Raw genomic sequence first — 25,210 nt, forward strand, 5'->3', positions numbered from 1 at the left:
AAAGCCTCGGCCAATATTCTTGTTTTTAGATCGCCTTCACGATCGATATTCTCACATTAAGAGAATTCTGCAAATTTTCTTTCAGGAACGCCAGATCTTCGAAAGGAAGGTACGCCGCAGCCTCCCAATGTGCCGATTCGGGCTACCGGCCAGGATCGGGCCACGAGGATGATCGAGACACTGAAACCGACATCCTGAGAGACCGTCATGAGTGAAGCCAAACTTGAATCCCTCCATTTCGCGGATGCCCCGCGGATAACCTCTACCATCCCCGGCCCCAAGACCACCGAGGCCCTGGCGCTGTCGGCGCGTACCGAGTCGATGGCCCGCGGCGGCGGACGCATGCCGGTGGCCATGGACCGGGCGTTCGGCGCGACCTTCAAGGACGCCGACGGCAATACCTACATCGACCTGTCCGCAGGCGTGGGCGTCAGCAGCGTGGGTCGCTGCCATCCGAAGGTGGTGCAGGCCATTCGCGAACAGTCCGAAGTGCTGATGCACGCCCTGGAAGTCAACAGCACCCGGCGCACCGAATTGGCCGCCAAGCTCTCCGAGATCGCACCCGACGGCTTGCGCGGCGACTGCATCACGTTTTTCACCCAAAGCGGTAGCGATGCGCTGGAGGCGGCCATCAAGTTCGCCAAGCGCGTCACCGGGCGGCACCAGATCATCGCCTTCCACGGTGGCTACCACGGTGTGTGGAACGCGTCCGGCGCGCTCACCACAGGCACGGCTTACCGCAAGGGCTACGGTGCCCAGATGGGTGGCGTCATTCACGCGCCCTACCCTTATGCCTATCGCTTCCCCTTCGACACCACCCACAAAAGCGCCGAGCAGATCGCCGGTGAGTACGTGGATTACCTGCTGAACACCCCCTACACCGCCGCCGACGACGTGGCTGCCGTGATCGTGGAGCCGGTGCAAGGCGAAGGTGGCTACGTGCCCCCCTCGCCAGAATTCCTGCAACTGCTGCGCAAGGCCTGCGACCGCAGCGGCGCACTGCTGATCGTCGATGAAGTGCAGTCCGGTGCGGGGCGTACCGGCAAGATGTGGGCGGTCGAGCATTCCGGCGTGAAGCCCGACATGCTCACGTTCGGCAAGGGCATCGGCAGCGACTTGCCCATGGCCGGCCTGATCATGCGTTCGGACCTGGCGGCGGCGATTCCTGACGGATCGATGCCCAACACCTTCGCCGCCAACTCGTTGTCCGCGGCAGTGGCATTGACCAACATCAGCATCCTCCAGGACCCGGAGCTCGATCTGCTCAACCGCGCCCACACACTGGGGCTGGAAGCGCAGGAACGTATCCGTGGCTTCGGCAGCCCGCTGGTCGGCGAGGTACGCGGTCGCGGCCTGATGATCGGCATCGAGCTGGTCTCGGACCCGACCACCAAGGCGCCACTGGCACCGGAAAAGATCGGCCAGCTCATGGGTTACCTGCTCAGCCACGGCGTGCTGATGATTCCCTGCGGGCGCTACAGCAACGTGATGCGGGTCATGCCTTCGCTGACGATTTCACGGGCGCTGTTCTTCAAGGCACTGGACATCTTCGGCGACGCCCTGGACGCCCTCGAGGCGTGAGATGTCTCGACGCTGCCCATCACCCCATGGACTCCAAAAATGACTAAGCACTTAAAACACTTCATCGCCGGTACGTCCTTCGAAGCCTCCGACGGGCGCCGCATCAACCTGGTCAACCCGGTCACAGAACAAGTCTACGGCAGCTGCGCCCAAGGCACCGCTGAAGACGTCGACCGTGCCGTGGCGGCCGCACGCAACCAGCTCGAACGTGGCGCCTGGAGCCAGCTTGACGGCGCCCAGCGCGCTCGACTGCTATCGAAACTGGCGGATCTGGTGGAGCGCGACACCGACGTGCTGGCCGATATGGACGCCGACGCCATCGGTCGCTCGCCGATCGAGCCACGCCGGCTGGACGTGCCCAATGCGGTCGCCAACCTGCGCGCCTCCGCCGGCTGGGCCAACCAGCTCGAGGGACGGACCATTCCCTCCGGCGGCTACTTCGGCACCCAGTCCCTTTCATACACGGTGCGGGAACCCGTGGGGGTGGTCGGCGCCATCGTTCCCTGGAATTCACCGCTGATGATCACCGTCTGGAAGCTCGCCGCTCTGCTGGCGGCGGGCTGCACCGTGGTCATCAAACCGTCGGAAGAGACACCCCAGTCGGCCTTGCACCTGGCGACGCTGGCCCAGGAAGCGGGTTTCCCTGACGGCGTGATCAACGTCGTGACCGGCTACGGCAACGAGGTGGGTCGTGCCCTGTGCGAACACCCACATGTCGACAAGATCAGCTTCACCGGCAGCCCTGAAGCCGGCCGCGAGATCCAGCGCACCGCCGGCGTGCTGTTCAAGCGCGTGGCCCTGGAGCTGGGCGGCAAGAGCCCGCAGATCGTCTTCGACGATGCCTCCTTCGACGATGCGCTGTTCGGCTGCACCCTCGGCCTGTTCGCCAACCAGGGCCAGGTCTGCGCGGCCGGCTCACGCATCCTGGTCCAACGCAATCTCGCCGATCGCTTCGCCGCCGCGCTGGCCGATGCCGCGCGCGCCGTCAAGGTGGGCGACCCTCGCCAACCGGGCGTGCAGATGGGGCCGGTGGCCAAGAAAGCGCAATTGGATCGCGTCAACCGTTACATCCAATTGGGCATCGACCAAGGTGCGACCCTGCTGGCCGGCGGTGTATCGACCCCTGAACAAGGCTGGTTTGTCCGGCCGACAATCTTCGCCAACGCCCGCAATGACATGGCGATCGCCCGGGATGAGATCTTCGGCCCCGTCGGCACGGTGATCACGTTCGACAGCGAGGATGAGGCGATTGCCTTGGCCAACGACTCCTCCTACGGCCTCGCGGCCACGGTCTGGACCAGCGACCTGGCGCGAGCGCACCGCGTCGCGGCGGCAATCAAGGCCGGTGCCGTAGGCATCAACTGCTGGAGCCCACTGGACGCCAACCTGCCCTGGGGCGGCGTCAAGGCCAGCGGCATCGGCCGAGAAGGCGGATTCAGCGGCGCGCTGGCCTACACCGAGGAAAAGGTCATTACCGTACTGCTGCCCAGCTCAAAATAACCCGCATTGACCCGGCCACCTTCCAAGCCGCTGTGCCGTAGAGGGTGGCCGTTCAACTGCGCATTTCGATGCCTTGATGATGGATGGAGAGACCGCGATGAATCCGGCAAATCAAACAATAATTGATCGGTATCCGACGTCCCTGCGGATTTTGCACTGGGTGCGCGCCGTGCTCATCGCCGGCCTCCTCTGGGCGGGCTGGCACATGACGGGGCTCGATGACGAAGTGGCGAGCAAATATGAGCTCTACTACCCGTGGCACAAATCCTTTGGGGTGCTGGCATTCCTGGTGGTCCTGGTCCAGATCGCCCTGAGGGTGAAAACGGCCAGGCTGCCGCAACCGCCGGAGACGCTGGCGCGCTATGAGCGGGTTTCCTCGCGACTTGCGCACCGCACGCTGTACGCACTACTGGTGATCGTGCCGTTGATGGGCTACTCGATGTCGAGCACCTACACGATGAGCGACGGCGTGTTTTTCTTTGGGGTGAACCTTCCGGAGCTGCTGGGCAAGAATGACGACTGGTTCGTCGTCTTCCAGTGGCTGCACAAAGTGCTCGCCTATACCCTGCTCGGCCTGATCCTGGTGCACGTCGCCGGCGCCCTCAAGCACCGGTTTTATGACCGCGACCCTCGAAACGATGTCCTGCGCCGCATGCTGTGACTTGATTGAGGCGTTGGCGAAAAACGCCAACGCCTTCACTTATGGCTCGGACCGCAGAGGTCCGGTAAAGTCCGCCGGTGAAGCGACTGGCTTGACGAGCACCGCATCCTCCGGCAGCAAATAGCCCTCCTTGATCGCCTGTTGTTTGGCGGCTTCGAAACGACTCGCATAATTGGCATGACTGCCATACAACGCCTTCATCTGCTGCGCGGAATAGGGCACCTTCGTGTCGTAGGCCGAACCGCAGCCGGTCTCCTGGTCGGTCAGGTAGGTGGCGCTTGGCACCTTGATCCACGGCGGACGCACACCGCCCAGCATGTTGCCCGTCTGCGGGTCGCGGGCAACGCCCTTCCCCTCACGAGCGACCCGCTCGGCCTTGGGCATCGGCGTGCCGCCACGCACCCAGCGATCCATCGCGTCAAGGATCGCGGACACAACCGTCTCCACCGGCTCGTCATACAGAAACTGGCAGCGCGGATCGTTGCGCTTGTCGCCGTCGGCCGGGTGCGGCTCTGTCCCCTCGGTACCCTGATCGGCGAGGCGCAGATGGGGCATGCCCGTGACCTCGTAATAACGCAACTTCGGTTGGTCGGTATCTGGCGGGAGCGCGATCTCCTGGCGGGCATCGTGGACCACCTCGGCCTGGCTGTAGACCGTCACGAAAGGCGCATCCTCAGGGAGCTTGCGCGGAACCCTGAGCACCTCGCCACCCAGGTCGCCATACACAATGTGCCCGGTCATATAGGCGTCGATCAGCGGTTTACCGTCCGGCATGCGCCACTGCTGATGCCGGCCCTGATCGAGGTAATCGAGCCAGAGCTGCCCATTGATTGCCCAGGTGTTGACATAGATACGCTTGACGTCGAGCCCCTGGGTGGGACCGTGGTTTGACTTGAGCAGCAAGGCCAATTGCGCCGCAATGCCCTGCGCCTGGGGCGGGTACTGATCGGGACCGCTGCCGCGTCGAAACCGATCGCTGTCGTAGTAGCTGCCGAGCGGTGCGTAGCGCTTGTAGTCGTAGCGTCGCATGAAGTCCAGATTCAGGTTGCGGGGCTCAGGATCCCAATCCAGCGTCTTGGGATCGTTAGCCGGTCGATTGATGCTGAGCGTATAGCCGACAAATGCGTAGCCCTTGCGCATCAGGTAGTTGCGGGTGAAGATCCAGCCCGCGCCGCGCTCGCCCATCCAACTGAACGGCTCCAGCACAACCGTGCCGTTGAAGCGTCCAGGGTCCTTGGGTTTGCTGATAAGGAAGCGCGTCACGTAGGGCGCGTCGAACACCTGTTCGCCAGAAGCGGTGATCGCCGGCGCGAGCCCCAGCAAGTAGTATTCCTCCTCCACATACCCGCCCCCCTCGAGGTCGACATACTCCGTGCCGTGCCTTGACGCAGACGCGAGAGGCAACCGGCCGCTGGGCGGCACCAAAGAGAATTGCGGCATGGAGGGCGTTTGCGCGCCGACGGGCGCGGCCATCGTCAGCACAAGCGACGCCGCCACGGACAGCCTGGGCGACCAAACCTCGCCCATGGGCTTCATTTCCACGTCCCGATGGTTTTCCCATTGGGCAACCGTAGCGCCTGGAGGGCGCCACCTGTCTTCGTCTCGTCCCTCATCGGCGCGAGTTGCAGGTCGACCTTATCGCCCGGCTTGAGCGTATTGGCCATCCAGCCCTGACGCATCAGGATATTCGGGCCGCCGGCCTCGATCGCCCAGGTCTCAGTCTTGTCCCCGGCCAGTACATCGATGAATAACCAAACGTGAGGATTTCTAAACTGCACCTCACTGACTGTGCCGGCAATCGCGACGAGCTTCGACATGTCGAAGGCTGAGTAGGAGTGGTGGGCAAGCGCAGCCGGTGCTGCCGAACCCAGGAGCGCCAAGCCGAACAGCATGGATTTGAGATTCACTTCGTGTCTCCTTGATTTTTGTTGTTCGCTTGGTTCAGGTTGCGACGCTCGGGAATCGTCGTGATTTCCGCGCCCGTCACCGGATCGATCGACTCGTTATTGCTGTCCTCGCAGACAAACTCCATGAACTCGACCCCCTTGGGCGCACGGCGGAAAGTCAGCGGCGCCCACTGCCATGGCTTGACCAGCGCATCCGGGTCTTCGACCCTGCCGTCCACCTGCAGCAAGCCTTCGTCATTGATGAAGATCCGCTCTTTGATAATCATGCGCGGACCGTGGCCGAGCGCGTCGTCGGCATGCCCATACTCACCCAACGTGGTCTCCTGCCGGATATGGGTCGTCTCGACGACCAACACATTTTCCTCCCAGCGTGCGACCGAATGGCCCTCGAACGTCGAGGGCGCTTCCTCGGGATTGGGGTGGGCGCGCCCATCGAGGTAAATGCGCCGCGTCTCGCGCAGGAACTCTTGCGCCCAATTTATTTGTGTCGGCGTCTGTATGATCTCTACGGCGTAAGGCCCGACCATGTTCGTTGGCATGCCCAGCACCTTGCACGACGTCTTGAATTCACTGCCCACTTTGGCGAGCGCTTCAGCGCGTTTCCTGGCGCTCTCGAGATAGACCCCCTTGAGTTCCGGCGTGGTGCCGAACGGAGGGCCGACATTGGTATCGGGGTTATCGGCACCGGTGCTGTTGACGAGGGGGTCTACGGAGCTCCCCACTGGCATCCACAGACCGCTGAGGTCGGGCAGTCCGGCTTTCGGCTTGGCCGCGCTGGACGTTGCGGGGGGCGTTGCGGCGATGGCGAACAAGGGATTCGCGGATGCGGCCAGGATAGCCAGCAGCGCGATTACTGCGTGAACAAGGGGGAGCGTTTTCATAGGCATGACCTGCGTCTTTTTCTACACGTTGGTAGTGCTGAGGATGTTTGGCGGCGTGGATGGCCGCTCAGAAGCTCACCCAGGCGATGAGCTGGAAGTAGGTATTCGTCGATGCGCTCCCACTCTGGTTGCCACCGTTGCCGAGCCACTTCTCGGGCTTGTAGAAGCCGATGAGGGGCGAGAGCGTGATGTTGTCCGTCACCATCCAGTCCAGGAAGAAGTCGACCTCACGTGCGCTGAAGTCCTGCTCCCCACGCCGGGAAAGCTGGTGGTAGTCGAAGGCCATCGCGTTAAGCGTCAACTTGTCGGTCGGCATGACCGAGAGCAACACATCATGGATCTGCATGTTCGAAGTCACTGAACCGGCGTAATTCACCGCGACTTCACCTTGGTAGCGTTTGCGAAAACCGCCTTGGAACAGGAAGTCCCAGCCCTCGGAATAGCGGGTATAGCGATAGCTCACCGTCGGTTGCCATTTGGCATCGGCGAAGGTGTAGCCCGCGTCGAAGAACATCGCCCGCTGCGACCCCGAGCGTTTTTCCTGGCGCGCCACTTCGAACGCGAAATCGGCGTTCTCGATGCCGGCATTGCCCTGGCCACGAATGCTGTAGATGTCCATGCCCTTGCGTTCACCCCGATCGCCAAAGACGTATCGCTCTTCGACATCCAGGCCACGCACGTACGTTGAACCGATCGAGCCGATGGGCGTCGTGTAGTCGACGGTGGCGGCCGCCACTTCGGTCTTGGACTGCCCGGGATTATCCGACTTCAACCAGATCAAGCTGCCATGCAGGCCCTGCGTGCCGCCCAGCTTCAAGACTGCCGTATTCCCGAACGCCAACCGCGGGCCGAGGTAAAAGGCACCGCCGCGATTGAACCGGCCATCCGCTACGCCCTCGATGGGGTTGAAAGCGTTCCCCGGGGCGAACCCATCATCGGTGATCAGAAAGCCGTCCACCGTCACGATCTGTCGGCCAAAAGAAAAATCAACGCCGTCCGTGCCCAACGCCGGAATCAGGTCACCTGACTTCCAGCCCAGGTAGGCATCTTCCACTGCGGTTTCTCTTTCGTTTCCGGCGGTGATCGCTCCTGCGTCGCCGTCGCCCCATGACCCCGTACTGATCAGGCTGAACCCGCCGTAGATCGAGCCGGCGGCGATCTGATCCGTCGTGCCGCTGAGACCATATTTGGCGAACCCTTCCTGCCATCGCATGGTGCCGGGCTCCCGCTGCGGGTCGCCGAGGTAGTTCTTGCTACTGCCGAACCAGCCAAATCCCGCCCAAAACTCGGCGTTAAGGACGGTCCCACCTTCGTTGTCGTTGTACAACTCGTAGCCCTGTGCCTGCGGCTCGAACGCGCAGACGGCAACCAGCGAAAGCAATGGAGCGTAACGGGGGGTGCGCATGACGTCTCTCCTGTTTTTATATTTATGAGGCGAGTCATGAGTGTTCCGATTCGGCTCGCCCATGCGGTAGCCCAAATCAGCATGTGCACGGGGTTGGCCACCCATTTCCTTGGCGCTATTTCTCCCCGCTGAAAAACATGTCCAGAGGCTTGAACGGTTGCCGTTTTGGGCTACGGCCTGCCCGTGCGTGCGCCCTATGCTGGGGCCATAAGAACGCATAAGAACGAGGCACCCGTCATGACCCCAATACCGCTGTTACGTCAGGGGCTTTGCCTGCTGACCATCGTCGCCTGCAGTGCCCTGCCGTCCCTGGCCACTGCCCACCATTCATTCGCGCTGTTCGACCAGACCAAGACGGTCACGGTCAAGGGCGTGGTCGAGCGCTTTGCCTGGACCAATCCGCACATCACGATTTACCTCGATACGCCCGGCCCACCGGCCCAGCGTTTCAAGATCGAGACGGGCAGCGTCAACGCGTTGCAGCGTGCGGGCTGGAGCGCAGACTCGATCAAGGCCGGCGAGAGCGCCGAGGTGTCCTTCAGGCCGCTGAAAAACGGTGACCCGGGCGGACTGCTCGTGGAGATCAGGATCGGTGACGTCGTGCTCACGGGCGGCGGATAGGGGAACTCCCTCGCCTGATGACCACGGAACCAAACCGAACAAGCCAGCCAGCAGCGTGGAGACGTTTCAATGAAACCGACACGAACCTTGAGCGCAACAACGATCTTCCTCGGCGTCGTCCTCGTGACGGTCGCCGGGGTGTGCAACGCAGCCACCTCGAAAACCCAGAACAACACTCGCCCGGACATCAGTGGCACCTGGGAAAGAACCCCGGACGACTGGTTCGGTGAGAACCCGGACGATCCGGTGCACCCAGGCGGCCCGATGGACCTGAAGGAACCCTATGCCCGCGAATACGCCGCGCTGAAAAAGAAACAAGCCGCCGCGAACGAAGCCGGCACGCCCTTGGCCACGACAAGTTCCCGGTGCCTGCCCGAAGGCATGCCGACGATGATGGCGGCGCTGTTTCCGATCCAGATCATTCACGATGACAAGCAGGTGATTGTCCTCGGCGAGTACCTCCAGCAGGTGCGCCGGATTCTCCTGGACCAAGCCATGCCGCCCAAAGAGAAGCTCGACCCCAAGTACCAGGGTCATTCCCGCGGCCATTGGGAGGGCGACACCCTCGTGGTGGAGACGCAACGTGTGCGAACCGACGTGACGTTTTATGACGTTCCCCACAGTGAGGCGATGACGATCACCGAGCGCATCAGGCTAAAGGGCCCGGACCACCTGGAAAACCAGGTGATGATCGAGGATCCGCAAATGCTCAACACCCCGTATCGCTTCACCTTCGACTACAAGCGCTCCAACTACGCCATTCAAGAATACGTTTGCGAGAACAACCAGATCGTGATCGACAGCGAGGGCAAGGCGTCCCTCAGCCGTGAGTGAAGCCCTGCCGCGAGGCCAGTGTTGGGGCTGCTGCGCAGCCCAGCGGGAGCAAGCTCCCTCACCACAAAGGGCGGTGTTTGCCACGAATGAGTGGGCAACATCATGGAACTGATTACTCCACACCGCCCAGCCACAAGAGGCGATGTTTACCACCAGTGAGAGGGCAACATCATGGAATCGGATTGCTCCACACCGCCCAGCCACACACAAAACCGTGGCGAGGGAGCTTGCTCCCGCTGGGGTGCGCAGCGCCCCCAAACCAGACTGATTTTGCTCCTTTGGAGATGACCGGATGGAACGACCGATGACCACCAGCCTCCTGCGGCCGACGCTGCCCGGCGTCCTGCTGTCGCTGATCCTTGGCTCGAACGCGTTTGCCGAGGTGCCGCGCATGCCCACGGCCATTGCCATGCCACCTTCCAGCGAGCCACCGCTGTCGTCGGCGAAACGGCCAGGCACGGAACACAGCGATCTCGACAAGTACGGCTACGTCGAGGAGGAGTTTTACCTGCAAGGCGTCGCCCCGGCGATTACCGCCGCAGGCAAAACCCTCTTCGAGGCGCCCTACACCACGCGCATCCTGGTACGTAAACCGGCGGACCCGGCGCGGTTCAACGGCACCGTGGTGATCGAGCCGTTCAGTTGGTTTGGCGAACGTGGCGCCGGATGGATCCTGACCCGCGACTACTTGCTGCGACGTGGCTACGCGTACGTGGGCTACACGTTGAACATGAACAAGCCGGCCGTCGATCCCAAGTTCATCTCGGACACCCCGGCCGCCGAAGCGGAGCAAATTGCCCAGTACGGACAGATCGTGAACTTCGAGTTCATGCGCCGCTTCGACTATGCCCGCTATGCGCCGCTGGGTACCTACTACGACCCGCAGCGGTTCACCCGTGGCGAAGGCCCCGACCCGTTCGTGCCCCAGTCACAAGGGATCGCGGCGCAGCTGGCGTTGCTGCTCAAAACCAATGCCGCGCAGGGCCCGTTGGCAGGCCTGAATGTGCAACGCGTCTACGTCAACAGCTGGGCGGTGACCGCGCAGGTCTGGATGGACTACCTCGACCAGGGCCGGCACCAGCAATGGCGCATGCCCGACGCTCGGCCGTTGATCGATGCCTACATGACGGGACGCATGGCCTATGGCGAGGTGGGCGGCGACGTCATCCGGCTGCCTCGGCAAATGCCCGATGGCGTGCCGTTCGTGACCGTCTACAGCCAATCCGAACTGATGCATGACGTCATCGAAGGCATCGACCTGCCGCCGGACACCGACAGTCCGCAGCTTCGCTATTACGAAGTGACCGGCATGCCCCATCTGCGGCTGGCCGACCTCGGCACGGAACATACCGAACTGTTCGCTGCCGACGTCGGCAAAGGCGACGATCCACGGTGCCGGACGCTGTACGACGAGCCGGCGGAACTGGTCGTCTCGGCCCTCCTCGATGGCATGGACCAATGGGTGCGCGAAGGCAAAGCCATGCCGAAGGCCCCGCGAGTCGTGCGCGAGGGCAACGTCGCCGTACGCGACCCCGCCACCGGCAACCTGCAAGGGGGTGTGCGCCCGCCGTGGGTCCAGGTGCCCAGTGCGACCTACCTCACGGACCAGGAGACCGGCTGCGGCCTGATCTACGACACCAAGGTGCCCTATTCCAAGGACGTGCTTGGCCAGCGCTATGGAAGTTTCAGCCGCTACGAACAGGCGTTCGAAGACGCCAAGGATCTCTCGATCAAGCAAGGCTTTCTCCTTCCGGAAGATGCAACGGGCCTGCGTCCGATCGCGAAACCTCAAGACTTCTAACCCAACGCGGAAGCAAAGCAGATGTCATCAGAACTCATCATCGCCTGGATCTACGCGTCACCGCTAAGCACAGCCATCAGGGACATGTTCTGGGTCGTGCCCACTGTCCAGAGCGTTCATATCGTCGCCATCGCGGTGATCTTCGGCGCCGCGGTCATCTCCGACCTCAGGCTCGCCGGCGTATTCGCCACCGATGAGCCCATGGGTGGCGTTGTGCGCCGCTACTACCCGTGGATGCGCGCCGCCCTCATCGTCCTGCTCCTCAGCGGATTGGTCATGGTCATTGGCGAGCCCGACCGCGTGCTAGTCAACACAACGTTCTGGCTGAAGATGTTTCTGGTCATCGCCGTGTTCACGCTGACCTGGTTGGTCCGGCGTCCGTTGCTGCGCACTGTCGACCCCGCACCAAGCGACGACGAAAAGCCGCCCATCAGGGTTTTGGCCTGGCTGTCGATTGTCCTGTGGTGCGTCGTGATCTTCTGCGGTCGCTGGATTGCCTACTGATCCCAGCGTTTTCAATGTTTTTTTCAGGTATTCGCCATGGACATCCAATCGATATTGCAAGCCCTCGAGGACACCACGGTCGCGGCCCGGATCAGAGAGTCGGGCTCGATTTTTCCAAACCTGGAGTCGGTGCATGTGATCGGCATCGCCCTTGTGTTCGGGACCATCGCCGTCGTCGACTTGCGCCTGCTCGGCATCGCCTCCCATCGTCGAAGCGCGCTCCGGCTGATCCAGGAATTGTTGCCCTACACCTGGGTTGCCTTCGCAGCCTGTGTGATCACCGGCCTGCTCATGTTTGCCTCCAATGCCACCACCTATGCGCAGAACAGCGTGTTCTGGTGGAAGATGGGCCTGTTGCTGCTGGCGGGCCTCAACATGGCAATCTTCCACCTGGGCGCCTATCGGCGGATCGACGAATGGGACACGATCCTGCCGCCCCCCGGCCAGGCCCGCGTGGCAGGTTTCTGCTCGTTGGCGCTGTGGGCGTGCGTGATCGGCCTCGGGCGCTGGATCGGGTTTGTCTGATGGCTCGCCTGTCGCGAACCTGGCCCGGCGCTGACGCCAACGGCGCGACCAAGGTCGTGCGCCCGGCTTCCGGCCGCTGGGAATCGCTGGCCCTGCTGCTGGCGGCCCTGGCAATCATCGCCAGCGTGACAGGCTATGTGCTGCTGCGCCCAAAGCACCCCGGCCCGCCGATACCCTTGGGCTGGCAAGTGCGTTCCTTCGATGGGCTGGGTGCGGTCGACCAGGCCATCCACAGCGCCCTGCTACCTGCCGGGGAAGAAATCATCTGGAACAACAACGACACCGGCGGTTGGATCACCCTGGAACGTGCCCAGGAAATTTGGCTGCCCCCCTTCTACCGCGACGCCTTCTGGAAGACCAACGGCCAAGTCCATTGGCAGTTGATCCTGCCTGGCGGCCATCTGCCCCATGCCGGTTCCGACGACGGGCACGAGGACGACGCGCCGGCCCCGGCCACCAGCGAGGTGTCGCAAGCCACCCAGGGCCAGGGCGCCACGGTCTACTACGGTGCCGCCGGCCGCATGCCCGGCCAGAGCGCCTACTTGCTCGTCATTGGCCACGCCCATGCCGGCGTCATGTGGGCCAACCAGGCGACGATCTGGGTCCACCCCGACCCGAACGCGCCCTACCCCGGCATCGTCAAGCCCGAATCGCTGGTCGGCAAAGGTTGGCGCCAAGTCATCCCTTATGACGGCGCCAGTGAAGTCGAACGCGTAAAAGGAAACCAGCCATGACCGTTTCTCCGAAGCACCGCGCGATATGGCGCCGTTGCCTTGCGCTGCTGATGCTGATCCCCGCCATCGCACTCGCCAGCCCGACTGTGCCCCTGGGCAAAAAGCTCAAGATCGGCGTCACCTTGCACCCCTACTACAGCTTCGTGGCGAATATCGTCGGTGATCGGGCCGAGGTCGTGGCGCTCATCCCGGCGCAAGCGAATCCGCACAACTATCAGCCGCAGCCGGACGACATCACCCGGGCGATGACGCTCGATGCTCTGGTCGTCAACGGCATCGGCCACGATGAATGGGCCTCTCAGATCGTCAAGGCGGCCGGTCGGGGAACGACGCTGCCGATCATCCAGGCCAATGCCTCGGTGGCCCTGATTCCCATCGGCGGTGACCAGGGCGGTGCCAAGGTGGTCAATCCGCACACGTTCGTCTCCACCACCGCAGCGATACAGCAGGTCTTCGAAATCGCTCGCCGGTTGGGGGAGCTGGACCCGGGCAACGCTGCGACGTATCGACACAACGCCCTCGCCTATGCCGCACGCATCCGAGCATTACGGGCCGGTTTCATGACCCGCTTCGCCGCTCTGGATCTGTCAGCGTTCCGCTGCGCGACCACCCATGCCGGCTACGACTACATGATGCAGGAGTTCGGCCTGTTCGTGAGCGCCGTGATCGAGCCTCGTCACGGCGTCGCGCCGACCGCGCGCCAGTTGGCCAACACCGTCGATGCGATCAAGAAGGCCAATGTGCGGGTGCTGTTTGCCGAGAAAAACTTCTCGCTCGACCTCGCCAAACCTATTGAAGCCGCGACCGGCGTGAAGGTCTTCGCGCTGTCGCACATAACCGGCGATACCTACAGCGCGGACGAGTTCGAGGTGGCGATGCGCGAAAACCTCGAGACCTTGGCCGAAGCCATTGAGTTTACGCAGCGATGAAAGAGGAACAGGTCATGCGCGGTCCCGCCATCGTGTTCGATAACATCTGCCTGCAACTGGGCGGTACGCAAGTGCTCGACGACGTCAGTTTTCGGGTGGAAGCCGGTGCCCTGCACTGCCTCGTCGGCCCCAACGGCGGCGGCAAGACGTCACTGGTGCGCACGCTGCTGGGCCAGATGCCGCATACGGGAACGGTCCGCTTCGAGGGGGAGGTGACGACACCCATGGGCTATGTCCCGCAATTGCCGGACCTCGACCGCAACGTGCCGATGACGGTCAGCGATCTCATGGCCCTGCTCGGCCAACGCCGGCCGGCCTTCCTGGGCTCGAACCGATCCGCCAAGGCGACCCATGCCGAGGCCTTGGCGCGTACCGGCGTGGCAGGCATGGGCGCCAAGCCCTTTGGCAGCCTGTCCGGTGGCCAGCGCCAGCGCGTGCTGCTGGCCCAGGCGATCAGCCCGGCGCCCTGGCTGTTGATCCTCGACGAACCGACCGCTGGCATCGACGAACCCGGCGTGCAGCTGGTGGAGGCGCTGGTGGCCGAGTTGCACGGTCGAGGCGTCACCATCCTGTGGATCAACCATGACCTGGAACAGGTCCGGCGCATCGCCCAATCGGTGACCGTCATCAACCGGCGAGTGCTGTTCCATGGTGCACCCGACCAGATCGCGTATTCGCTGGAGGGGAGCCAATGAACGCCCTGTACGACTTCATTCGCAACCACCTGCAGGCGCTCGCCGCCAGTGGCCTGCTGCCGCAGCCGTTCGAGTACGAGTTCGTGATCAATGCACTGCTCTGTGCCGTGCTGATCGGCCCGCTGCTGGGCGTGCTGGGTTCGATGGTGATGATCAAGCGCATGGCGTTCTTCAGTCAGTCCGTCGGCAATGCGGCGATGACCGGTGTCGCCATTGGCGTGCTGATCGGCGAATCCTATACATCCCCCTACTTCTCGATGTTCGGCTTCTGCTTGCTGTTTGCCCTGACGTTGAAGTACACGCAGCATCGCACCACGCTGGCCAATGACACGCTGATCGGCGTGTTCCTGTCCATCTCCCTGGCGGTCGGGGCCTCACTGCTGCTGTTCGTCTCGGCCAAGATCAACACCCACGTGATGGAAAGCGTGCTGTTCGGTTCCATCCTCGCGGTGGACCACATCGACATGAATGTGCTGCTTGGCGTCACGGCACTGTGTGCGCTGCTGGGGTTGCCGCTGTACAACGGCATGCTGTTGGCCAGCCTCAACCCAAGCCTGGCCCACGCCCGCGGCGTGCCGGTGCGAAGCGTCGAGTATGTGTTTGTCGTGCTGGTCACCCTGGTGACGGTCGCTTGCCTGAAAATCATTGGTGCCGTACTCGTCGAAGCCCTGCTGCTCATACCGGCCGCGGCAGCACGCAACATCAGCCGTTCGCTGCCGGGTCTGGTCGCGCGCGCCATTCTGATTGCGACCTTCTCCTGCGTGGTGGGCATCCTGGCGCCGATGCAATTCCACATTCCCGTACCGACGGGCGGCGCCATCGTGATCGTTGCCGCCCTGGTGTTCGTCGTCACCACCGTCATGCGCGCCACTGCGTCCCGGTTCAGGGGGGCCAGCGTATGAACAGGAAGGGGTTATACGGGTCCTGGTTGGCGCTGCTGCTGGGCCTCTCGTGTTCGGCCTTTGCCGATACCGGCAGGCAGCAAGTGCTGGTCGCATTGCCTGCCGTCTATGCGCTCACATCCGCACTCAGCGCCGGCACGACCCTGGAAGTCGTCCGCGTTCCGGTGGACGTGGCCGTGCCCATGGAAAGCCAGGCCAACGCGTTATCGCGCATCGACGCTGCGATGTTCCAACAGGCCGAAGCCGTGGTCACCCTCAGCAGTCTCTGGCGCGCGGACCCGCTGTACGCGACAGCACGCCGCCACAACCTGCGGATCGTCGAGATAGATGCCTCGCGCTCATGGGACAGCATCAAGCCCGGCGTGGCTGCGACCCGAGCACCAGCGAACGACGTGCCCTGGGCCGCCGCGAGCGATGTGGATCAGGGCCCATCGCCGTACGCCTGGCTCGGCCCCGTCAATGCCATGCGCATGTCGGCGTTGATCGCCGCCGATCTGGCACGACTGGCCCCTGCCGATGCGCCGCGCATAGAGCACAACCTCGCCGCGCTCGAAAGCCGTTTGCGCCGGCTCAAGGCCGACTACGGTGCCCGGCTGACGGCGGTACCGGATCTGCGCGTACTGTCGCTGGCCAATGAGTTCATCTACCTGTTCGGCGAATTCGGGGTCTTTGTCGATGGTTGGTTCGTTCGGCAGGACATCGACTGGAGCGACGCCGACCGCGCCGCACTGACCCAATACCTGCGTGAGCGTGACATCCACGTGGTGGTCCACAAATGGGCACCGGAAGCCAGGATTGCCAAGGCCATCGAGGACGGCGGCGCACGGCTGCTGATACTCGATACGGGCAACCCGGGAATGCTCGCCGACACGGCCAACGGATACGAAGCACTCCTGGGCTCGAACCTGGAAGCCTTGCTGGCGGCCTTCGCCGCGACTGGCAACGACAACACGAAGGGCGAAGGTCAGTCGCCTCCCCATTGATCGATCTTGACGGCGAGACGTTATGAAACTCATGAATTCAGCACTGCGGATACCGATGGCAGGCGCTCTACTGGTCTGCCACGCAGCCTTCGCCCACGGCCCCGTCTTCGATTGCTATATCGAGGGCGATGGCCGGGTGGCGTGCGAGGCCGGCTTCACCGATGGCAGCTCGGCCGTCGGAAGACAGATCCATGTCCAGGACCCGAGCAACAAGGTGTTGCTCCAAGGTGAGATCGACAAAGGCAACACCTATACCTTCCAGCCCCCCGCCGGGAATTACTCCGTGGTGTTCTTCGGCGGAACCGGCCATGAAATCACGATTCAGTCTTCCGACATTTCAAGGTAAAAACGACCATGACGTTCAAACGAAAACTGCTCCAAGCCCTGGCCGCTACGACATTCACTGGCTTGACGGGCGCTGCCCAGGCCCATTTCCAGATGCTCTACCTCGAAGAAACGGCACTGCAGCGCGCGGAAAAACTCGAGTTCGCGCTGGTGTTCACTCATCCGTTCTCGGGCGGCCCCACCATGGACATGGGTGCACCTCGGTCCTTTAGCCACACCAGCGCCCACGGCGCGGAAAAAATCGACCTGCGCCAGTACTTGCGCCCCGTCGAGTGGCAGAGTCGCGACAACCGAACGACGGCCTATCGTGCCTCGATTCCGCGAGAGGTGGTGCGTTCACTGGGTGACCATATCTTCGTACTCGAACCCGAGCCCTACCTGGAAACCGAGGAAGACGTGTACATCCAACAGTTCACCAAATTGATCGTGAACGTCGGCGGCGTCCCCAGTAACTGGGCAGAACCACAAGGGCTGCCGGTTGAGATCCAGCCATTGAACAAGCCTTACGCCAACTGGACGGGCGGTGTGTTCCGCGCCGTGGTGCTCGCCGACGGCAAGCCTGTGCCGTTCGCCGAAGTCGAAATCGAGTACGTCAACCATTCCGTTGATCTCGAGAAAAACGCCTTTGGCCAGCAAGACTATGTCATGGCGCCCCAGGCTTCATTCAAAGCCCTGAGCACATACTCGGACGCCCAAGGCATCGTGACCATTGGCCTGCCCCGGGCCGGCTGGTGGGGCATTGCGGCGCTCGACATCGGCGCGACGAAAACCCACAAGGGCAAACCCCTGTCGCAAGACGCAGTGCTGTGGGTGCAAGCCAGGGACATGAAGTGACCAGGCCCGCTCAGGGGCCTCAGTGTGCCTGGGACGGCCATTTGGTTTCGAGCTGCAGCGCCTTGCGGATACCCGAGTCCAGCAAGCGCGCCGGAGCAAAGCTGCGCAGGAACTGCAACTGACCAGCCGCCTTGCCAGCGGTATAGCGCAACTTCGGCCGTGCGGCGCGCGCGGCCTGGAGCACCACATTGGCCACCACGTCGGGACCGTCGGCGGTCGCCATGGCCTGGTTCACCACTTTGGTCACTTTTATCCGAATGTCCTCGTACACGTCGAGCTTGGCGTCGGGCTGGAGGTTGTTGTTCTCGAATTGGGTCTTGGTATAGCCGGGCTCGACCACCGTGACCCTGATGCCGTGTGTACGCAACTCGTGATCCAGCGCCTGGGAATAACCTTCCACTGCATGCTTGCTGGCCGAATAGAGCGCGGCATAAGGAACAGGCACGACGCCGAGGATGGAGCCAATGTTGATGATACGTCCGACACCCTGGCGTCGCATATGCGGCACCACCGCGCGAGTCGTGCGTACGATGCCGAGAAAGTTGGTATCGAAAAGGGCCTTGGCCTGCTCGATTGAGCTCTCTTCCGCCGCTGCGGGCGCAATGCCGAAGCCGGCGTTATTGACCAGCAGATCGATCCGCCCCTCCAATCGAAACAGCTCCTGGATGGCCGCTTCGACGCTGGCATCGTCGGTGACGTCCAGCATTAGCAGTGGAAAGCCCTGCTGGCCGGCGCGCGCGCCTCGCCGGCTGGTGCCATAGACGTTGTAGCCTGCCGCAACGAGCTTATGGGCGATGGCTTCTCCGATGCCGGATGAAGCACCAGTCACCAACGCCACGGGTTTGTTGATCATCATGAGTTTCCTTCCGGTTATCGAGGTATCCGGTCAGAAGATCGCAACTGTGGTGTCCAAGGATCCGACATTAGCGCGCTTCATCGACTGGCAGGCTTATGATGATGATCATAATCGTAACAGTCAATGATTTTGATGTTGATCGACATTAATAAGATCAGGCGCCGCACTCAGCGATCAAGGGCCCTCTTTTTCACAGGGCCCGAAACCGCTTCATCAAGCGATCAGATCGTTGGCATTAAGCGTGCTGACGCCCGTCAGCTGGATCTCAAAATCCGCCCCCAAATCACCATTGACGTTGCCGTACAGCACCTGGTCGACGAAGCGCAGTTGTCCTGCTGCGGTAAAATCATTCGAATCGATAAAGCTGAAGGTATCGGCAAAGGCAGTCAGGAGATTGGCATCGAGTTTCGACAGATCCAGCTTGTCGCCCTGCAAGCTGCTGAAGTCGGAAATGGAGTCACGGTCAAAATCCATGCCCAGGTCACTCAGCGTGTTAAAGACAAATCGATCGGCTCCGGCTCCGCCGCTGAGGTCGTCACCGCCCAGACCGCCGATCAGTGTGTCATTGCCCTCACCACCGCTCAGCGAGTTATCTCTGGCGTTGCCGATCAGCACGTTGTCCAGGTTGTTTCCAAGACCTATGAAGGCAGTACCTGTCAGCGTGAGGTTTTCCAGATTGTCATCCAGGAACCAGGTCACAGACGAGACCACCGTATCGATTTCGTTGACCAGCGTGGAGGTTTCCCTGACGACATCCCAAGCGCTGTCAATCACATAGATGTCATTGCCGACACCGCCAATAAGCGTATCGATACCGCTGCCGCCATCCAGTGTGTCGTTGCCAGAGCCACCGCTCAGCGCGTTGTTGCCAGCATTGCCGGTCATCACGTTGTCCGAGGCATTGCCACTGCCATTGAGGTTGGCGCTGCCGGTCAGCGTGAGGTTTTCCAGATTGGCGCCCAGGCTCCAGTTGACCGACGTACGCACGGTATCGATTTCACCGGCCAGGGTGCTGGTTTCGCTGATGACATCCTTGATGTCGTCGACCGTATAGATGTCGTTTCCGGTGCCGCCACTCAAGGTATCGGCACCCGCGCCGCCATCGAGGTTATCGTTGCCCGCCCCGCCCTGAAGGTTGTTCGCCGAGGCATTGCCAATCAGGCTGTTGCTCAGGCCATTACCGATCACGGTGAACGCCCCGGCACCGCTCAGAATGACGCTTTCCACGTTGCGCAAATTGCTGAGATCCAGGTCAACGACGCTGCTCGATGCATTCGCCGCATAAGTGAGGGTCAGACTGTCGCGGCCCTGATCGACAGCCTCCTGGACCAAGGCCAGCTCAGCGACCTGATCAAGCGTATAGGCGTCATTCCCCGCGCCACCGATCAGCGTGTCCCGCCCGGCGCCACCGTTCAACACGTTGTTGCCGGCGTTGCCGGTCAGCACATTGTTCAGGGCGTTGCCGGTGCCACTGATCTGGGCAGCACCGGTCAGGGTGAGGTTTTCCAGGTTGGCGCCCAGCGTCCAGTTCACCGAAGAGCGCACGGTATCGATTTCACTGGCCAGGATGGTGGTTTCGGTGACGACATCCTTGAGATTGTCGACCACGTAGGTGTCATTGCCGACACCGCCTGCAAGGGTGTCGATACCGCTGCCACCATCCAATGTGTCGTTGCCCGCGCCGCCGCTCAACACATTGTTACCGGCGTTGCCGATCAGCACGTTGCCCAAGGCATTGCCGGTGCCGTTGAGATGGGCAGTACCCGTCAGCGTGAGATTTTCCAGGTTAGCGCCCAGGCTCCAGTTGACCGAGGAACGTACGGTGTCGATTTCACTGCTCAGGAGAGTGGTTTCGTTAATGACGTCCTTGAGGTTGTCGATTACATAGGTATCGTTGCCGACGCCGCCAATAAGCGTATCAATACCGCTGCCGCCGTCCAGGGTGTCGTTGCCAGAGCCACCGCTCAGCGCGTTGTTGCCAGCATTGCCGGTCATCACGTTGCCCAGGGCGCTGCCACTGCCATTGAGGTTGGCGCTGCCGGTCAGCGTGAGGTTTTCCAGATTGGCGCCCAGGCTCCAGTTGACCGACGTACGCACGGTATCGACTTCACCGGCCAGGGTACTGGTTTCGCTGATGACATCCTTGATGTCATCGACCGTATAGATGTCGTTTCCGGTGCCGCCACTCAAGGTATCGGCACCCGCGCCGCCATCGAGGTTATCGTTGCCCGCCCCGCCCTGAAGGTTGTTCGCCGAGGCATTGCCAATCAGGCTGTTGCTCAGGCCGTTACCGATCACGGTGAACGCCCCGGCACCGCTCAGAATGACGCTTTCCACGTTGCGCAAATTGCTGAGATTCAAGTCAACGACGCTGCTCGATGCATTCGCCGCATAAGTGAGGGTCAGACTGTCGCGGCCCTGATCGACGGCCTCCTGGACCAGGGCCAGCTCAGCGACCTGGTCAAGCGTATAGGCGTCATTACCCGCGCCACCGATCAGCGTGTCCCGCCCGGCGCCACCGTTCAACACGTTGTTGCCGGTGTTGCCGGTCAGCACATTGTTCAGGGCGTTGCCGGTGCCACTGATCTGGGCAGCACCGGTCAGGGTGAGGTTTTCCAGGTTGGCGCCCAGCGTCCAGTTCACCGAAGAGCGCACGGTATCGATTTCACTGGCCAGGGTGGTGGTTTCGGTGACGACATCCTTGAGATTGTCGACCACGTAGGTGTCATTGCCGACACCGCCTGCAAGGGTGTCGATACCGCTGCCACCATCCAGGGTATTGGCACCGGCATTGCCGTTGATGCGGTTGTTCAACGTGTTACCCGTGCCGTTGAGATTGGCGCTTGCGCTCAGCGTCAGGACCTCGATGTTAGCCCCTAGGGTGTAATTGACTGCCGAGATGACAGTGTCGGTTTCGCTGACCAGGGTGCTGCTTTCCTGGACCACGTCACCGGACTCATCGACGACGTAAGTGTCGTTGCCTGCCCCCCCGATCATCGTATCTTTGCCGGCGCGACCGTTCAGGACGTTGGCCAGTGCATTGCCAATCAGCGTGTCGCCATTGGCCGAGCCGAATGCGTTTTCGATCTTGGCGCCGTAAGCGATCGCCAACCCTTCATTGAAAGCCGCCTGGGTAGAGAGGTCCGTGAATGCTTGGCCGATTTTGCTGAACTGGCCTTCGTTCAAGTTGATACGGACTGCTTCCTGCTGATTGAAGGCATCGATTGAGTCGGTACCACCAGCGTCCCAAATAGTCTCGAAAACTGACTGTCCCGCCGCCCAGCTATACGAGTTGTTCCCCGCTTGCCACTGAGTGTTTGCACCGTAGAGGCTCTGGATTGCAGCGATATCCAGCAACATGGGCGTGGTTGGCTGGTAGGAATACGCGGCGTCATAGCTCATGACCGTGTAGCGGACATCATCGAACTGTGGGGCAAGCACCGTCGGGTTCGACAGGCTCTGGGAGAATGGATGTTTGAGGCCCAGCGCATGGCCGATCTCATGAACAAAGACCAGATAGTCATAAGTGCCCTTGACGGGGGTCGGACTGTTCGTGACTGGCCCGATCCAGACATCACCGGCACTGGGGGTTTCATCAGGAAAATAAGCCCAGGCAGCGGTGTCGTTGTCCATGCCCTGATAGCCGCCGAAGCGCAGGTCCCCCACATTGATAGAGGATTCGCCGACCTGGGTGAACTTGATATTGGCGACCGAACTCCACATGCCGAGCGCGCTGACGATACTATTCTGCTGGGCTGACGTCAGGATGTAGCCGGCCTCATATTCATTATCAATGCTGTAGTCGGCGGCGAAAAATGAACTGGTCGTCATGAAGCTGTACGACAGGGTCAGGGACGTGGCCCCTGCTGTGCCCATCCAATAGGTACCGACCAGCAAGCTGTCAACCTGCGCGTTGCCGGTCAGCATGGCGGACCAAGTAGAAGAGTAACCAAGTGGGCTGGGCATGCGAAGCTTCCTGTAAGCAATCTGCGGCCTTCCAGAATGCGGCCGCTACAAAGGGGTTATTTTGCATTAGAAACAGAAAAAGTGATATCACTTGGCCACTTTTCCAGGCTTGAATCCACGAACTATGGCGCAACCAGCCATTCATTGGCCTTGCGAATGTCGCCATCTCCCAATCGCCCGCTCCAGCGATGCAACACCAGCAAACTGGTCACGAATTTGTATTGGGACTGATAGAAATCACGCCGTGCACGAAACTCTTCCTTGATGCTATCGAGCACATCGACCGCATTCTTGACGCCGTAGCCGAAGGCTTTTTCCGTGGCTACCCGTGACTTTCCAGCCGATTCCAGCGCGCGACGCGTTGCCTTGATCCGACTGAGTTCGGCCGTCATGCCAAGATAAGCCGTGCGGGTTTCCTTGATGACCTGGCGTCGCAAGGCTTCCAGTTCTTGCTGGGCGACTTCCTTGTCACTTTCGGAACTCGATACCCGTGCACGGGTAGAACCGCCGCTGTAGAGCGGCATTTGCAAGTCCAGGGAAGCAACGAGGTTGTCCGAGCGCGGCGTCACGGCGCCTTCATAGCCGATGTCACTGCGTTGCGCCGTCAAGTTCAGCCCCAGCCGAGGCAGATGCCCCGCCTTGTTTTCAGCGATGGCCGCCTCGGCGGCTCGGACACTGTGCTCGCGGGCGTGCAGCGCCGGGTTGCTGTCCAGCGCCGCCTGCACCCAATCGTCTTGTGCTTGCGCCGGCAGACTGAAGGCTGGATTGTCGCCAATGCGCTTGAATCGCTCGCTGACATCGCGCCCCACCAGTTCAGAGATGGCTTCACGACTGACCAGGACTTTGTTGCTGGCTTCGATCTCGTCAGCCTTGAGCGCATCCACCCGCGCCTCAAGATCCAGTGCGTCGGTGACCATCGCCATCTGCCGCGCGTACAAGGCCTTGACGCGCTTGAGGTTACGCTCGGTCGCCTCCAGTTCGCTGCGCACCAGCGACAGTTCGTCTTCCGCCGCAAGCACGGCGAAGTAGCGCTCGGACAGATCAATGCTGGCCTGCACCCGGGTATCGTCGGACTCATAGCCACTCTGCCGGGTCAACTCGATGTACTTCTGATAACTGCGCCAAACTTGCGGATCGTAGATCACCTGATTAAGCACCACGGCCATACGCTTGCCGTTGTACTGGATACGGTTCAGGTCATCGTCGCGCCGGCTGCGGTTGAGGCTGCTGCTGGCATTGAGTTGCGGCAGCAATTGGCCAAAGGCGGCGCGCTCCTTGCCCTCGCCGCTGCGGGTCAGGGCTTGTGCCCGCAGGATGCGCGGATCAGCCCCCTGCGCTTCCTGGTGCAATTGCCACAGGTCGACATAAGTGTCGTCAGCGAGGGCTCCCAACGGCATGAGGGCCAGGCACATCATGATCAAGCACTTCATCTCAGTCCTCGATCAACGAGCGAGCGAACACGTTGCTCGCCGGCTGTATCAAGTATTGCAACAGGGTCCGCGCGCCCGTATTGACCAGCACTTCGACCGGCATGCCCGGCACCAGGGTAAGGTTGCCCAGCGTCTGGCGCCCTTTGTCCGTCAGGGCCACGCGTGCCAGATAATAGGCTGCGCCAGTGTCCTTGTTGATCAGGCGGTCAGCGGAGATCTGCACCAACCGCCCCTCGATGACGGGCGTGGTGCTGCTCTTGAATGCGCTGAAGCGAATGTCCGCCAACTTGCCCAAGGCAATGCGGTCGATGTCCATCGGCGACACTTGGGCCTCGACGATCAGCTCCTCGTTGGCCGGAACGATGTCCAGCAGCGCAGTGCCCGGGCTGACCACGGCACCCAGGGTGTGGACGGTCATGCCCATGACCATTCCGGACTCCGGCGCGAGAATATCGGTACGCTGATCGCGGTCCTGCAGGGTTGCCAATCGCTCGCGCAATTCGTACACCTTGGTCCGCGCATCGCCCAGCAGGCCGGCGACCTCGCTGGCGAAGGCCTTCTTCAACTGCAGGATCTTCAACTTCGCCTCGTCGACATGGACTCGCGCTTGCGCGATCTCGGACTGGCTTTCAGCGATTTCGGTTTGCAGGCGAGCAAGGCTGCGCTCCTGCTCGCGCAGGCGCTGTTTGTCCACGTAGCCTTCGGCAAGCAGTGCCCGCAAGTCGACGATTTCTTCTTGATAGGAGGCGGCCAGCATCTGTTTGCTGGCGATGATGGCCTTGAATCCGCGAACCTGTTCCTCGATTTGTCCGATGGTCGTCTCTTGCAAGCCGATTTCGCCCAGCAACGAGGTCCGTCGAGTCTGGAAAATTCGCGCTTCACTGTCGCGGGCTTCTTGTACCCGCAGGTCCGCGAGGTCCAGGGTCGGCACCGCGACTGGTTCGGGCAGCGCGTCACGTTCAGCCTCCAACCGGGCCTGCAATTGGAGCGCGGCGATCAACTGGCTGCGCGTCGTTTCCATGTCCGAACGTGCCTGGGTATTGTCGAGCACCAACAACACATCACCGCTTTTCACCAGATCCCCGTCATGCACTCGCAGTTCGCGCACAATGCCACCTTCCAGATGCTGCACCGTCTTGCGGTAACTCTTGACCGTGACCACGCCCGGCGCGAGTGCCGAGCTGTCGAGCGGGGCCAATGCCGCCCAGCCACCGAACAGGCCAAACGTGACCAGCAGCATGACGTAGCCGACGCGGCGTATCGGCCTGTCATCGATGGGCAAGGCGGCGGATGAGTGCTTAGTGTTTTGCATGAAA

The 25,210-nt window shown here is 61.7% G+C and carries 23 protein-coding genes; 15 read left to right on the forward strand and 8 right to left on the reverse strand.

Going from position 1 to position 25,210, the window contains the following annotated elements; genetic code table 11:
* Positions 1 to 207 precede the first annotated feature (207 nt).
* From ACIPQ1_RS07275 to ACIPQ1_RS07285, 3 genes are all read left to right on the forward strand, one after another.
* Positions 208 to 1,581: an aspartate aminotransferase family protein gene (locus tag ACIPQ1_RS07275; protein WP_186706735.1), complete on the forward strand. Its 1,374-nt coding sequence runs from the start codon at positions 208 to 210 to the stop codon at positions 1,579 to 1,581.
* A gap of 39 nt (positions 1,582 to 1,620) precedes the next feature.
* On the forward strand, positions 1,621 to 3,081 hold the full coding sequence (locus ACIPQ1_RS07280) for an aldehyde dehydrogenase family protein (RefSeq protein ID WP_411384734.1): 1,461 nt from the start codon (positions 1,621 to 1,623) through the stop codon (positions 3,079 to 3,081).
* A 97-nt stretch (positions 3,082 to 3,178) separates the two neighbouring features.
* Positions 3,179 to 3,742 (forward strand): cytochrome b, encoded by a 564-nt coding sequence (locus ACIPQ1_RS07285; RefSeq protein WP_186706733.1) that lies wholly within the window; start codon positions 3,179 to 3,181, stop codon positions 3,740 to 3,742.
* 39 nt (positions 3,743 to 3,781) lie between these two features.
* Here ACIPQ1_RS07285 and ACIPQ1_RS07290 read toward each other — a convergent pair whose 3' ends face one another.
* The 4 genes from ACIPQ1_RS07290 to ACIPQ1_RS07305 form a co-directional block, all read right to left on the reverse strand.
* Positions 3,782 to 5,269, reverse strand: coding sequence for an alpha/beta hydrolase domain-containing protein (locus tag ACIPQ1_RS07290; RefSeq protein ID WP_446533857.1), 1,488 nt, complete (start codon positions 5,267 to 5,269; stop codon positions 3,782 to 3,784).
* Positions 5,270 to 5,274: 5 nt separating this feature from the next.
* Positions 5,275 to 5,649, reverse strand: coding sequence for a DUF6152 family protein (locus ACIPQ1_RS07295; protein WP_411384736.1), 375 nt, complete (start codon positions 5,647 to 5,649; stop codon positions 5,275 to 5,277).
* A complete protein-coding gene (locus tag ACIPQ1_RS07300; protein ID WP_411384737.1) occupies positions 5,646 to 6,536 on the reverse strand; it encodes a hypothetical protein in 891 nt (296 codons plus the stop codon). Before ACIPQ1_RS07300 ends, ACIPQ1_RS07295 begins: the two co-directional genes overlap by 4 nt.
* 61 nt (positions 6,537 to 6,597) lie before the next feature.
* Complete coding sequence (locus tag ACIPQ1_RS07305) at positions 6,598 to 7,935, reverse strand: hypothetical protein (RefSeq protein WP_411384738.1); 1,338 nt, start codon at positions 7,933 to 7,935, stop codon at positions 6,598 to 6,600.
* 237 nt (positions 7,936 to 8,172) lie between these two features.
* Here ACIPQ1_RS07305 and ACIPQ1_RS07310 point away from each other — a divergent pair, with 237 nt between their 5' ends.
* The 12 genes from ACIPQ1_RS07310 (at position 8,173) to ACIPQ1_RS07365 (ending at position 17,642) form a co-directional block, all read left to right on the forward strand.
* Entirely contained in the window at positions 8,173 to 8,556 is a 384-nt protein-coding gene (locus tag ACIPQ1_RS07310; protein WP_411384739.1) for a DUF6152 family protein, read from the forward strand.
* A gap of 69 nt (positions 8,557 to 8,625) precedes the next feature.
* Complete coding sequence (locus ACIPQ1_RS07315; RefSeq protein ID WP_411384740.1) at positions 8,626 to 9,390, forward strand: hypothetical protein; 765 nt, start codon at positions 8,626 to 8,628, stop codon at positions 9,388 to 9,390.
* A gap of 304 nt (positions 9,391 to 9,694) precedes the next feature.
* The gene (locus ACIPQ1_RS07320; RefSeq protein ID WP_446533858.1) at positions 9,695 to 11,191 is read left to right on the forward strand and encodes an alpha/beta hydrolase domain-containing protein; all 1,497 of its coding nucleotides are present in this window, start codon (positions 9,695 to 9,697) and stop codon (positions 11,189 to 11,191) included.
* Between the two features lie 21 nt (positions 11,192 to 11,212).
* Complete coding sequence (locus tag ACIPQ1_RS07325; protein ID WP_411384742.1) at positions 11,213 to 11,695, forward strand: DUF6644 family protein; 483 nt, start codon at positions 11,213 to 11,215, stop codon at positions 11,693 to 11,695.
* 36 nt (positions 11,696 to 11,731) lie between these two features.
* Positions 11,732 to 12,220, forward strand: a complete 489-nt coding sequence (locus ACIPQ1_RS07330) for a DUF2214 family protein (RefSeq protein WP_207966907.1) — start codon at positions 11,732 to 11,734, stop codon at positions 12,218 to 12,220.
* On the forward strand, positions 12,220 to 12,954 hold the full coding sequence (locus tag ACIPQ1_RS07335) for a DUF6162 family protein (protein WP_411384743.1): 735 nt from the start codon (positions 12,220 to 12,222) through the stop codon (positions 12,952 to 12,954). Before ACIPQ1_RS07330 ends, ACIPQ1_RS07335 begins: the two co-directional genes overlap by 1 nt.
* Positions 12,951 to 13,883, forward strand: coding sequence for a metal ABC transporter solute-binding protein, Zn/Mn family (locus ACIPQ1_RS07340; RefSeq protein ID WP_411384744.1), 933 nt, complete (start codon positions 12,951 to 12,953; stop codon positions 13,881 to 13,883). Before ACIPQ1_RS07335 ends, ACIPQ1_RS07340 begins: the two co-directional genes overlap by 4 nt.
* Before the next feature lie 14 nt (positions 13,884 to 13,897).
* Positions 13,898 to 14,578: a metal ABC transporter ATP-binding protein gene (locus tag ACIPQ1_RS07345; protein WP_411384745.1), complete on the forward strand. Its 681-nt coding sequence runs from the start codon at positions 13,898 to 13,900 to the stop codon at positions 14,576 to 14,578.
* Positions 14,575 to 15,480 (forward strand): metal ABC transporter permease, encoded by a 906-nt coding sequence (locus tag ACIPQ1_RS07350; RefSeq protein WP_446533859.1) that lies wholly within the window; start codon positions 14,575 to 14,577, stop codon positions 15,478 to 15,480. Before ACIPQ1_RS07345 ends, ACIPQ1_RS07350 begins: the two co-directional genes overlap by 4 nt.
* A gap of 95 nt (positions 15,481 to 15,575) precedes the next feature.
* Positions 15,576 to 16,463, forward strand: coding sequence for a metal ABC transporter solute-binding protein, Zn/Mn family (locus tag ACIPQ1_RS07355; RefSeq protein ID WP_446533860.1), 888 nt, complete (start codon positions 15,576 to 15,578; stop codon positions 16,461 to 16,463).
* 55 nt (positions 16,464 to 16,518) lie between these two features.
* Positions 16,519 to 16,809 carry a hypothetical protein gene (locus ACIPQ1_RS07360; protein ID WP_446533861.1) on the forward strand — a complete coding sequence of 97 codons (291 nt, stop codon included), beginning with the start codon at positions 16,519 to 16,521 and terminating at the stop codon, positions 16,807 to 16,809.
* Between the two features lie 8 nt (positions 16,810 to 16,817).
* Positions 16,818 to 17,642, forward strand: coding sequence for a DUF4198 domain-containing protein (locus ACIPQ1_RS07365; RefSeq protein ID WP_411384748.1), 825 nt, complete (start codon positions 16,818 to 16,820; stop codon positions 17,640 to 17,642).
* A 19-nt stretch (positions 17,643 to 17,661) separates the two neighbouring features.
* Here the strand turns inward: ACIPQ1_RS07365 and ACIPQ1_RS07370 are convergent, their stop codons facing one another.
* The 4 genes from ACIPQ1_RS07370 to ACIPQ1_RS07385 form a co-directional block, all read right to left on the reverse strand.
* A complete protein-coding gene (locus ACIPQ1_RS07370; RefSeq protein WP_411387517.1) occupies positions 17,662 to 18,495 on the reverse strand; it encodes an oxidoreductase in 834 nt (277 codons plus the stop codon).
* A 216-nt stretch (positions 18,496 to 18,711) separates the two neighbouring features.
* Complete coding sequence (locus ACIPQ1_RS07375; protein ID WP_446533862.1) at positions 18,712 to 22,464, reverse strand: M10 family metallopeptidase C-terminal domain-containing protein; 3,753 nt, start codon at positions 22,462 to 22,464, stop codon at positions 18,712 to 18,714.
* Between the two features lie 122 nt (positions 22,465 to 22,586).
* Complete coding sequence (locus ACIPQ1_RS07380; RefSeq protein WP_446533863.1) at positions 22,587 to 23,894, reverse strand: TolC family protein; 1,308 nt, start codon at positions 23,892 to 23,894, stop codon at positions 22,587 to 22,589.
* Between the two features lies 1 nt (position 23,895).
* Complete coding sequence (locus ACIPQ1_RS07385) at positions 23,896 to 25,206, reverse strand: HlyD family type I secretion periplasmic adaptor subunit (RefSeq protein ID WP_446533864.1); 1,311 nt, start codon at positions 25,204 to 25,206, stop codon at positions 23,896 to 23,898.
* Between the last annotated feature and the right edge of the window lie 4 nt (positions 25,207 to 25,210).

The organism is Pseudomonas sp. LARHCG127 (genome assembly GCF_052871455.1).

Coding starts and splice junctions, on each gene's coding strand:
- ACIPQ1_RS07275 (WP_186706735.1), top strand. CDS start 208: ATGAGTGAAGCCAAACTTGAATCCCTCCATTTCGCGGATGCCCCGCGG.
- ACIPQ1_RS07280 (WP_411384734.1), top strand. CDS start 1,621: ATGACTAAGCACTTAAAACACTTCATCGCCGGTACGTCCTTCGAAGCC.
- ACIPQ1_RS07285 (WP_186706733.1), top strand. CDS start 3,179: ATGAATCCGGCAAATCAAACAATAATTGATCGGTATCCGACGTCCCTG.
- ACIPQ1_RS07290 (WP_446533857.1), bottom strand. CDS start 5,269: ATGGGCGAGGTTTGGTCGCCCAGGCTGTCCGTGGCGGCGTCGCTTGTG.
- ACIPQ1_RS07300 (WP_411384737.1), bottom strand. CDS start 6,536: ATGCCTATGAAAACGCTCCCCCTTGTTCACGCAGTAATCGCGCTGCTG.
- ACIPQ1_RS07305 (WP_411384738.1), bottom strand. CDS start 7,935: ATGCGCACCCCCCGTTACGCTCCATTGCTTTCGCTGGTTGCCGTCTGC.
- ACIPQ1_RS07310 (WP_411384739.1), top strand. CDS start 8,173: ATGACCCCAATACCGCTGTTACGTCAGGGGCTTTGCCTGCTGACCATC.
- ACIPQ1_RS07315 (WP_411384740.1), top strand. CDS start 8,626: ATGAAACCGACACGAACCTTGAGCGCAACAACGATCTTCCTCGGCGTC.
- ACIPQ1_RS07320 (WP_446533858.1), top strand. CDS start 9,695: ATGACCACCAGCCTCCTGCGGCCGACGCTGCCCGGCGTCCTGCTGTCG.
- ACIPQ1_RS07325 (WP_411384742.1), top strand. CDS start 11,213: ATGTCATCAGAACTCATCATCGCCTGGATCTACGCGTCACCGCTAAGC.
- ACIPQ1_RS07330 (WP_207966907.1), top strand. CDS start 11,732: ATGGACATCCAATCGATATTGCAAGCCCTCGAGGACACCACGGTCGCG.
- ACIPQ1_RS07335 (WP_411384743.1), top strand. CDS start 12,220: ATGGCTCGCCTGTCGCGAACCTGGCCCGGCGCTGACGCCAACGGCGCG.
- ACIPQ1_RS07340 (WP_411384744.1), top strand. CDS start 12,951: ATGACCGTTTCTCCGAAGCACCGCGCGATATGGCGCCGTTGCCTTGCG.
- ACIPQ1_RS07345 (WP_411384745.1), top strand. CDS start 13,898: ATGCGCGGTCCCGCCATCGTGTTCGATAACATCTGCCTGCAACTGGGC.
- ACIPQ1_RS07350 (WP_446533859.1), top strand. CDS start 14,575: ATGAACGCCCTGTACGACTTCATTCGCAACCACCTGCAGGCGCTCGCC.
- ACIPQ1_RS07360 (WP_446533861.1), top strand. CDS start 16,519: ATGGCAGGCGCTCTACTGGTCTGCCACGCAGCCTTCGCCCACGGCCCC.
- ACIPQ1_RS07365 (WP_411384748.1), top strand. CDS start 16,818: ATGACGTTCAAACGAAAACTGCTCCAAGCCCTGGCCGCTACGACATTC.
- ACIPQ1_RS07370 (WP_411387517.1), bottom strand. CDS start 18,495: ATGATCAACAAACCCGTGGCGTTGGTGACTGGTGCTTCATCCGGCATC.
- ACIPQ1_RS07375 (WP_446533862.1), bottom strand. CDS start 22,464: ATGCCCAGCCCACTTGGTTACTCTTCTACTTGGTCCGCCATGCTGACC.
- ACIPQ1_RS07380 (WP_446533863.1), bottom strand. CDS start 23,894: ATGAAGTGCTTGATCATGATGTGCCTGGCCCTCATGCCGTTGGGAGCC.
- ACIPQ1_RS07385 (WP_446533864.1), bottom strand. CDS start 25,206: ATGCAAAACACTAAGCACTCATCCGCCGCCTTGCCCATCGATGACAGG.